Here is a 1,274-nt window from a genome sequence, read left to right as displayed (position 1 = left end):
AATGGACTTTTAACGCCTTACAAGATTATCGTTTTAGGTGTTGATGAAGGAGAAGTGAGTAAATCTATCCAGCATCTGATGACAGATGAGAATTATGAACTTATTCTTGATGATAGAACAAAGATCATGGGTTGTTATCAAGCTCTTACCAAAATGGATCTGAAAATTGATCTTGGGGATGATACAAGACCCATGCATCGAGCTTTGGCTTTTTGTAGAGATATTGATACTTCTGAACGCATATGTAGAACATTCAATGATGAAGAAGTTAAGAAAGATTTACGTGATCTTCATGAAAACCATAAAAATATTCCCCTTCTTAACTGTCAAGCAGATCATATTAATGGAAAATCTGGTGCCAAAAACCGTACGATAAAACTTGATTGGTTGAAAGAAGATGCGGGTGAGAATGTCTGCCGTATATTAACCAATGTACGCTGCCTTTCAGAAGGTGTTGATGTTCCTTCCCTTGATGCGGTTATGTTTTTACACCCGCGTAAAAGCCAAGTGGATGTGATACAGGCGCTAGGACGTGTGATGCGTCGTGCAAAAGGCAAAAAGATGGGCTATATCATTTTGCCGGTTGGTGTTCCTGCGGGTGTTTCACCAGAAGAGGCATTAAAAAACAATAAGAGATACAGTGTTGTCTGGCAAGTTCTCAATGCTTTGCTTGCCCATGATGAGAATTTTAGTAAAACCCTTAACCAGATGGTCTTAGGGCAAGACGTAAGCTCTATCATCGACATTGTTACAGTTTCTAAAAAGACCGAATTAGAGAATGTCACCACGGTTATTGACGAAATCACGCTCCACGAAAAATCGGAACAATCCGGACTTCGTATTGGGACACAAGCTCATGAACCGCACCAAACATATGAAGGACAAGGAAGATTGCCCTTTTTTGTTGAGTTTCCCAATGCTCTCAAAACACTAATTGTTAAAAAATCTACCATGAGTGATTATTGGGGCATTTGGGCGAACAATGTTGCTGAGATTGCACAAAACCATATCACACGCCTTCAAACTATGCTTTCTGATCAAACAAGCGAAGCTTATCATGCCTTTGATGCGTTTTATAAAGAATTAAAAAACAACTTAAACAGTGAGATAAAGCAAGAAGAAGCGATTGAGATGTTAGCGCAACATCTTGTAACGCGTCCCGTGTTTGAAGCTTTGTTTGAGGGCAATGAATTTGTGCAAAACAATGCCATTTCGCAAGCAATGGAAAAAATCTTAACAGAACTCGATAAAACCAATATTGAGGAAGAATCCAA

Annotated in this window: 1 protein-coding gene; it reads left to right on the top strand. The window is 39.1% G+C overall.

The window, feature by feature from the left end:
• Positions 1-1,274, top strand: a 1,274-nt coding sequence (locus ACFIJZ_RS09335) for a helicase-related protein (RefSeq protein ID WP_375631858.1), incomplete at both ends; no start/stop codon positions are given.

It is taken from the genome of Bartonella sp. CL70QHWL (assembly GCF_042194855.1).
In the GTDB taxonomy this organism is placed as follows: Bacteria; Pseudomonadota; Alphaproteobacteria; order Rhizobiales; family Rhizobiaceae; genus Bartonella.
This window is presented reverse-complemented; position numbering and strand designations above follow the sequence as displayed.